At 59.6% G+C, this 8,364-nt stretch carries 7 protein-coding genes; 2 read left to right on the top strand and 5 right to left on the bottom strand.

The genetic code is table 11. The features are described from left to right. Positions 1–342 precede the first annotated feature (342 nt). Positions 343–2,313 (bottom strand): sigma 54-interacting transcriptional regulator, encoded by a 1,971-nt coding sequence (locus J4G38_RS25485; protein ID WP_210521648.1) that lies wholly within the window; start codon positions 2,311–2,313, stop codon positions 343–345. Beyond that, on the bottom strand, positions 2,300–4,540 hold the full coding sequence (locus tag J4G38_RS25480; protein ID WP_210521647.1) for a tetratricopeptide repeat-containing sensor histidine kinase: 2,241 nt from the start codon (positions 4,538–4,540) through the stop codon (positions 2,300–2,302). Before J4G38_RS25480 ends, J4G38_RS25485 begins: the two co-directional genes overlap by 14 nt. Before the next feature lie 716 nt (positions 4,541–5,256). On the opposite strand from J4G38_RS25480, the gene J4G38_RS25475 reads away from it, so the two are divergent. Both J4G38_RS25475 and J4G38_RS25470 read left to right on the top strand, forming a co-directional pair. Continuing rightward, positions 5,257–5,598 (top strand): hypothetical protein, encoded by a 342-nt coding sequence (locus J4G38_RS25475; RefSeq protein ID WP_210521646.1) that lies wholly within the window; start codon positions 5,257–5,259, stop codon positions 5,596–5,598. A gap of 45 nt (positions 5,599–5,643) precedes the next feature. Then, positions 5,644–6,033, top strand: a complete 390-nt coding sequence (locus J4G38_RS25470; RefSeq protein WP_210521649.1) for an FAD-dependent oxidoreductase — start codon at positions 5,644–5,646, stop codon at positions 6,031–6,033. Positions 6,034–6,302: 269 nt separating this feature from the next. Here the strand turns inward: J4G38_RS25470 and J4G38_RS25465 are convergent, their stop codons facing one another. From J4G38_RS25465 to J4G38_RS25455, 3 genes are all read right to left on the bottom strand, one after another. Further along, complete coding sequence (locus J4G38_RS25465; protein ID WP_210521645.1) at positions 6,303–6,476, bottom strand: hypothetical protein; 174 nt, start codon at positions 6,474–6,476, stop codon at positions 6,303–6,305. 18 nt (positions 6,477–6,494) lie between these two features. After that, positions 6,495–7,400, bottom strand: coding sequence for an alpha/beta fold hydrolase (locus tag J4G38_RS25460; RefSeq protein ID WP_210521644.1), 906 nt, complete (start codon positions 7,398–7,400; stop codon positions 6,495–6,497). Positions 7,401–8,063: 663 nt separating this feature from the next. Then, positions 8,064–8,288 carry a hypothetical protein gene (locus J4G38_RS25455; RefSeq protein WP_210521643.1) on the bottom strand — a complete coding sequence of 75 codons (225 nt, stop codon included), beginning with the start codon at positions 8,286–8,288 and terminating at the stop codon, positions 8,064–8,066. Positions 8,289–8,364 lie beyond the last annotated feature (76 nt).

Genomic DNA, 8,364 nt, shown 5'->3' with positions numbered 1-8,364 from the left:
CTCCACGAACAAGCGCGTGTCCTTGGCCGTCACGCCGCAGGCATTCGCTTGGCCCGGCAAGAGTGGCGAAAGGCGTTGCCAGTGCGGGTCGGTCAGGAATGTGCGGTCTTTTTGCATCTTCAAAGCTACCTTAATTGTTCACACGTCCTAGTCCGGCGTGGTCGGCGCTCCGTTTAGGTACGTCCTCCAGTACCTGCTCGGAAAGCGTCCATTACGGACGAGGCCGAGGGGGCTTGGGCCGGTTCGGGACCAGGCCGGCCCGACGAGGCCCGTGAAATGGAGAATTGCCAGCGGCGTGGCGACGCTATTCCAGGCTGCCATGGTAGCGACGCCGGGCAACTCTTACAGGTAATCTTCCCGCCGAATGCCCAGCCTCACTATTTGGGCTTCCAAGGTGGTTGGCTTGACGTTGAGCAACACCGCCGCTCCGTCGGTGCCCCGGATGCGGAAGTTCGTTAACCGCAAAGCCGCCAACACATTTTCGCGTTCGGCCTGCTCGTGCGGCTTGGCCACGAGGGGAACCGGCGGGGCCGGGGATTCCGCCGCCAGGAGCTCAACGAGCGAAATTACCGGCGTTGTCGCCATGATGGCGGCCCGCTCCAGCAAATGCTCGAGCTCCCGGATGTTGCCGGGCCAATGGTAAGCCTGCATTTGCTGCAAAGAGGCTTCCGAAATGCCGTACAGCTGCTTGCCCAGTTTCTTCGCAATCTTGTGCAGAAAGTGCGTGGCCAGGGGCAGCAGGTCTTCTTTCCGGTCCCGCAGGGGAGGCAGCAGCACGGGAAACACGTTGAGCCGGTAGAAGAGGTCGGCGCGGAAGCGGCCGGCGGCCACTTCCGCCTGCAGGTTGCGGTTGGTGGCGGCGATGATGCGCACGTCGCAGGCAATGGGCCCTTTGCCCCCGATGCGCTCGATTTCCTTTTCCTGCAGCACCCGCAGCAGCTTGGGCTGCAGCTCCAGGGGCAGCTCGCCAATTTCGTCCAGGAAAATGGTGCCGCCGTGGGCCAGCTCAAATTTACCAATTCGTTTGTCCGTGGCCCCCGTGAAGCTGCCTTTCTCGTGGCCAAACAGCTCGCTTTCGAAGAGCTGGGGCGGCAGGGCCGCGCAATTAACCTTGATGAGGGGTTTGCTCGGGCGCCCGGACCGGTTGTGCACGGCCCGGGCAATAAGCTCTTTGCCCGTCCCGGTTTCGCCCAAAATCAACACCGTGTAATCGGTGTGGGCCACTTGCCCAATGCTTTTAAAGACGTTGAGCAGCAATGGACTGGTCCCAATAATCTCCTCGAAGTTGGCGCTGGCTTTCACCTCCTCCAGCAGATAGCTGTTTTCCTGGCGCAGCTGCTGGCTCAGGAGCTCTATCTTTTCGTACGCCATCAGCCGGTCAAACGTCAGCGTGAGCGACGGCTGTAATTTCTCAAGCAGCTGCACATGGTCGGGCTCATACGCATCCGGCTGCCGGCTGTAAAAGGAGACCAGCAGCTTGCCGTGCAGCACGGTTTCGTGAGGAGACACCAGATTCGAGTGCAGCCGAAACGTTTTCGCCAGCAGCTGCTTGAATGGGTTCCGGCGACACACGGCGGTGAACTCGTCGCCGTTGTAGAACAAAAGCCCGTCGTTAAAAGTATTCACGATTACCTGCCGGTACTTCTCCAGGGTAATGCCCGTGATTTGCAGAAATCCCGATACGTCAATCGTCTGGTAATCCTCCTGGCCCACTCGTAAATACATACAGGGGGGAAAGGCGGCCAGTTCCAGTTTCGTTTCCACGCCCGCTACCATCAGGTCAAAGGGGATGTAGGGCTGAAACAGTTGAGCAACTTTTAGGAGCTTGCTGGCCCAATCGTCGTTTTCAGACAGTGCATCGGTCAGGGCAATTTGCAGCCGGTGTTCTTCGCGCAAGCGCACTTCAATGCTGTGGGCGTGGCGATAATGGGCGAGTTCCAGGGCCACGAGCACGTCTTTTTCGCGGAAAGGCTTGACCAGGAATCCGTAAGGGTGGGTCGTTTTGGCTTCTTCCAGGATGCTGGCGTTGGTGTTCGCCGATACGTACACAAAGGGAATCTGGTCGGCATTTAGCTGCCGGGCCAGGTCAAAGCCCGTCTGAGACTCCTGCAGGTGGATGTCGAGCAGCACCAGGTCGGGGCGCATCCGTTGGTTGATTTCCAACGCCTCGGCAACCGTGAAGGCCGTGCCGCTCACGCGATAACCCGCCTTTTCCAGAATTCGCCGCAGGTCCATGGCCACGGCAAACTCATCTTCTACAATTAATACCGTTTTCTGGTCAGGGGGCCGGGGAGTGGGGTCATTGGTAAGCATAGTCGGTCCTGGCATGCGCGGGCTTCAGCTGTGGCTCGCTGAACACCAAAATAATTTTCAGCCCGTGGTCGTTGCGGAGAGTGAGCTTGCCCCCCAATTGCCGGCTGAACCCGTGGATGAGGGTCATGCCCAGCGAACAGCTATTCTCTGGCGCGTAATTCGGGGGCAAGCCGACGCCGTCGTCTTCGATGGTAAGTTGATAGGTGGTTGCCAACAGCCGTTGCAGCGACAGGCATATCCGGCCCGCCCGTCCTTGCGGGAAGGCGTATTTAAGGGCGTTGGTGATGGCTTCGTTAATAATCAGGCCCAAGGGCACCGCCATAGTTACATCAACTTCAATTGGTTCTACGGCCAGCTCGAATTTAATGGGCTGGAGGAGGTCGTAAGAGTCGCGCAGGTATATAGCCAACTCATTGATGTAGACCGGCATATCAATACGGGCCACCTGCTCCGACTGGTAGAGTTTCTGGTGAATGAGGGCCATGGCCTGCACCCGGTGCTGGCTTTCGTGAATGGCCGCCAAAGCGGTGTCGTTGGTGAGGTAGCTGGCCTGCGAGTTCAAGAGGCTCATCACCACCTGCAGGTTGTTTTTCACCCGGTGATGAATCTCCTTCAGCAGCCATTCCTTTTCCAGTACCAACGTTTGCAGGGCGGCATTTTTACGGTCAATTTCCTCCTGCCGGGCTTCGAGCAGCTGGTTGCTGCGCTGCTTGAGGCGGTAGCGGTTGTAGCCCAGGCCCAGCAGCAGCGCCAGCATGGCTACCCCTGCCAGCAGGGCGTTGCGTTGGCCCTCGCGCTGCCGCAGGTTGGCTTGCTGCACGAGGCTCTGCTTGGTGAGCAGCGTCAGGTCTTGCTCCTTTTTACGAGTGTCATACTGAATTTGCAGGCCGGCTATTTGCTGGCTTTTCTTCTCGTTGAAAATCGAGTCATGCAGGGCCTGATAGCGCTGCTGCTGGGCAATGGCCGCCACGTAATTGCCCTGGGCCGAGTCCAGCCTGAAAAACAGGAGCCGCAAAGTAGCTTTCATGGGCAGGGAAGCTCCCGGCTGCAAAGCTTCGGCCTTCGCCAAATAAAACCGGGCTTTGCCGTACCGCCGGCTATCCAGGTAAAGCTGACCAATAGTAAAATAAACCTCCAGCCGGAACAGCTGGTTGCCCACCATGCTTTTTCTGCTTTCCAGCAACGCAATGAGCTCTAAGTAAGTCTTTTCGGCAAGAGGAATCTGTCGGCTAGCCAGGTAGCAGGTAGCCAGTAGGTTAAGCTCATCAACCCGGAAATAATCGCCAGGCGGATACTGCCGGAGTTTTTCCAATGCCAGGCGGAGGGCGTCTCGGGGCTGGTGTTGCGCAATCAGCACCTCCGTAATGTGCAGCACGGCGACGAGCACTTCGTTGGCGTCGCGCGACTGTTCGGCACGCCGCATCGCCAAGTTATAATACGTCAGTGCATCCGAATATTGGTTTAGTGCATAGTAAGTTGCTCCCACCCGATGGTAAAACAGATTCAAATCAGCGGTATCCCGGGTGGCGCGGGCGCTCTCAATCGAAGCCAGCCCGTAGTGGAGAGCTCCTTGGTAATCGCCTAGTCGGCTACTGACCACACCCAGCAAATCGTAGGTGTAGTGCAGCCGGCGGTAGCCGATGGCGCGGTAGCGGGCCAGCACCTGCCGCAACTCTTCGCGGGCTAGTCCCTCTTGGCCCTGCTGCATGTGCAGGTCGGCGATGGTTTTGAGGGTGTAGGCAGCGTGACTGGCGTCGCCAAGGGTTCGGTAAAGGGCCATTGCCCGGCGCAGGCAGTCAATGCGCCGGGGGATATCGACCCCCGAAAAGGTATAGGTAGCGCTCAGGTAATACCATCCATCGGCTTCCAGGCGCACGTAGTGCTGCCGGGCGCTGCTGGCCAGTCCCTGGGCTAGCCACTTAGTGCCTTCGGCCACTTGGTTGCGGGCCAGGCACAGGTTGCCGAGAGCGTAGCTGCTTTCGATTTGGCCTTGTGCATCGCCCAGCCGTCGGCTCAGCGCTGCGGCCTCGCGGCAGTAGGCTTCGGCGCTGTCGAGCGGAGCACCAAACTTCACGATGATGTCCTGGCCCAGGCGCAGCAGCAGCCCCAGGCGCTGCCGGCCGGGCGGCGTACGCCTTAACTGCTGCTGCAGGCTGTCGGCCGTGGCGGGGCGTAGCAGGGGGTACAGCGGCTCGGCCCGGAGTGGCCAACCAGCTAGCAGCAGCACAACAACGATAGCGCGGCTCCTACAGAGAAGGAAACAATGCCGCACAACCGAGTGAAACCCGCTTGCGACTGTAGCCCTGTTGGTGTCGTTCACAAAGAGTCGAAGCCCCGTCAGCAGGCTATTAGCCTCCTGCCGCCTAAATGCCTGTACGCCAGGCAACAGGCCCCCTAAGGACAGCATCAGCAGAAAAACGGGTCTAAGCTGTTGCATACTGGCAAAAGATAACCTCTTGAGTAGGGCCTGTCACCCCGTATACCCATCAGGGGCCTGAAAGCCATTTACTTCGAGGAGAAGTTTTAGGCGCTGTCATGCATCGCTTACTTAGTCAATGGCTAACTATTATGAAGATAATCCATTGGAAAACATTTACAAGGATTAATATTATTATTTGCTGCTCAAGCTGCCTTTTTTCTATAGCATGCTGCATGTCCGGTAGTTCCAACCTATTGGTGGACTAAGGATGGATGCTCCATCGAAATGGACTATACTGGTGGTTTTATTGAGCGGGCAGAAAACCAGGTAATGGCAGGAAAGCTCATCATTTAACCGGAAAGAAACTTTTACCGGCGCTGGCATCGGCAATCCTGATTTTGGCACTCTTTTAGGCTCTTCCCGGCCAATTACCAACCCGCCCTGATTTGGCCAGTTGCCTGATACTGGCGCTCGTGTTTAACCGCAGTTGGAATCTGCAGTAGGAATAAGAATGGCCCAGCTTTATGGAAAATACCTCCATTCATTATCAGGCGTTCGTTATCGGCTTTGGCAAAGCCGGTAAAAATTTAGCGGCATTACCGGGTACTCAGAGCTGGCGAGTCGCCCGGGCCGAGCAGTCGGCCCGGATGTACGGCGGTACGTGCATCAACATCGCCTGCATCCCCGCCAAGTTGCTGGTGCACAGCAGCGGGCCTGGAGTGCCCTACGCCGAGGCGATTGCGGAGAAAAACCGGCTGACGGCTTTCCCGCGCCAGCGCAAGCTGGCCGCCGTGACGGCCAGCTCGCAGGTGACCGTGTACACAGCACAGGGCAGGCCGTTTTCGTGGCGCCCAATCAGGTGCTGATGCGCCTCAGCGCGATGGGGGAGGAGGTTCTGGTGACAGCCGAGCATATCTTCATCAACACGGGAACCCAGCCGCGGCTCCCGGACCTGCCGGGGCTGCGCGGCAACCCGCGGGTATATTCCGGTCAATGAACGCCTGCAAACCAACGTGCCCCGCATCTGGGCGCTCGGCGACGTGAACGGGGGACCGCAGTTCACCCACATTTCCCTCGACGGCTACCGCGTCGTGCGCGACGAGCTGTTCGGTTCCCGCACGCGGCCTACCAGCGACCGCTGGTTTGTGGCCTCCACCGGTTTCATCACCCCGCCTTTCCTGCCTGAAAATACTGCTCATCCGGGCCTCGCGGCTCCGCTTGAAACAAGTGGAGAAACTGCCGGCGCTGGCCACCCTGGGCCGGGGGCCAGCCGTGCTACAGCAAATGGAGCAGTTGATTGAGCGTACTTCCATCAGAAGCACACCCCGGCCGACTACGCTATTGGCTTCCGGGGGCATCGGTGACCCGCCGCCGGGCCACCAGCCGCCCACAGGCGGCAAACAGCAGGGTGGTGGCCCGGATGAGGAAGGGCACCAGATGTAAAAAACCCGGGGCGGTGCGTGCAGCATGAGCGTGGGCCCCCAACGGCGCCGACGGTACTGGTCAGCAACAACCCACCCACCGCCCACCGCCGCTGGGCGGGGTGGGCAATGGGTGGCCAGCGTACTGGTCAGAAAGCCGGGCACCGGGCCACGGCTCTCATGGCATTGGCCCGCAGCGGCGGGACGTGGGTGAACACCAACGGCGGCAGCAGTGATAGAAAGCCCCCGCCCCCGGCCACGGCGTTCGGGCCGCCTCCCACCACGGCCGCGCCGAATAATACGGCGGCTTCGGCGGCAGTCACGGGTTGCGGTGGGAGGCCCTAACCGTGGGGTACTTCCCGGTCGGCCATCGTGGCGGCCGGCCCTTCCTGGCGCACATTCTTGGTCAGAAAGGCGTCGATGAGTCCGGCAATGACTTCGTGGTTGTCCTCCAGGGCAAAGTGGCCGGTGTCGAGCAGGTGCAGCTCCGCGTTGGGCAGGTCGCGCAGGTAGGGATGGGCCCCCGAGGGCGGAAAAATGAAATCTCCTTTGCCCCAGGTGATGAGCGTGGGGGGCTGGTACTTCCGGAAATAGGCCTGCCACTCGGGGTAGTGCGGTGGATTGGAGCCGTAGGACAGGAACAGCTGCATCTGAATGGCGTCGTTGCCGGGCCGGTCCAGCAGGGCCTGGTCCACGGTGTACGCGTCGGGGTCGATGTTTTCCACATTCCGCACGCCGTTGGTGTACTGCCAATACGTGGCGTCCTTCGTGAGCAGGAAGCGCAGGCCATCGATGGATTTCTGGTCCTGTTGGTTTTCCCAGTAGCCTTTGAAGGGAATCCAAAAATCCTCCAGGCCCTCGTCGTAGGCATTGCCGTTTTGAATCAGCAGGGCCTGAATCCGCTCCGGGCGTTGGGCCGCGAGGCGAAATCCGACTGGAGCGCCGTAGTCCATCACGTACATACTGAACCGGTTGATGTGCAGCACCCGCAGGAAGCAGTCGATGATGTGGGCCAGGTGGTCGAAGGTGTACTCGAATTCCGTGGTACTCGGCGCGCTGCTGTGCCCGTAGCCGGGATAGTCCGGGGCCAGCAGGTAGTACCGGTCGGCTAAATCCCGCATCAGGTTCCGAAACATGGAAGACGAGGTCGGGAAGCCATGCAGCAGCAGAATGACGGGCTTGGTCGGGTCACCGGCTTCGCGATAAAAAATGTCGAGTTCTTCGACTTTTACTTTCTTGTATTTCATGGCTAAGGGGGCTAATGGGCGTTTAAGCAGGGGATGAAAAAGTAGCGTGCGGGTTGGGTCGGGCCTTTTTTTGTGCCTGGCCGCGGAGGGCCGTTTGGTTGGCCAGCTGGCCGTGAGCGGAACGGGGCCCCACAATCAATCTCAGCGGTTCGGCCCTGCAAAAGTGCTGACTGGCGCGTCGGGTTGAAATGGATAATCCGCGCTTTTGCTTGGACGATTGAACCCGTTGGCTGGCCCCTTGGCTATGGCCGCGCTTTCACTTGGAGCAGGGCCGGGGCGGTATATCCGAATTCCTGCGCCAGTTATTCATTTCCAGCATTTTTCGGCCGCTCTGCTTTTATTCCGGCATTCTCCGGTCTGCGGGCTTGGGCTTCAGCTGCTGCCTGCGCGGAGCATTGTACCGGCCTGATAAAGGAAATCCATGCGCCCCACAATGTAATGCCGCCGAATTCGGCTGCCTACGCGGGCCCGTTTCCAGCGCTTCCCCCGCACCAGCCCCCGGCCGGCCGCCACCGGGGCTGGTCGTTGCCGATAGTTCAGTGAAAAGGAGCGGTGCGCTCACCCGCTCACGGCTGGTGCACTACCGGCGGTTTCACCCTGAGCGAATGGTTGACCACGTAAGCCACCGGCCCCCGCGCCTTCCGGTTGCGGAGGGGGCCAGGCTCAGGCCTGGTAGGTGCGCCAGAGCAGCGCCAGCATCAGCACCACTTCCCTGGCCCGGATGAGCGGATTGGTCGCCATAAATTCGGCCCTGATATTGAACGTGTCGCCCCATCGTGAATCAGCATCAGCAGGTTGGTGGAAACGTGAACGAGCCGAAAAACAGGCGCGTAAGCCCGTAATCTTGCGCCCAATGCTGCTGGAGAAGGTTTTAGTGAACCAATTCATGAGAAATAATGAAGAGGGCATCAGCAGGAAAAGGCCAGCGTATCCCGGTCGGGCGTGACCGGGATACGCGGCGGCA

Source organism: Hymenobacter terricola (genome assembly GCF_017921975.2).
GTDB classification, from domain to species: Bacteria; Bacteroidota; Bacteroidia; order Cytophagales; family Hymenobacteraceae; genus Hymenobacter; species Hymenobacter terricola.
Note: the sequence above shows the minus strand (reverse complement) of the source record. Positions and strands in the feature narration are given on the sequence as shown.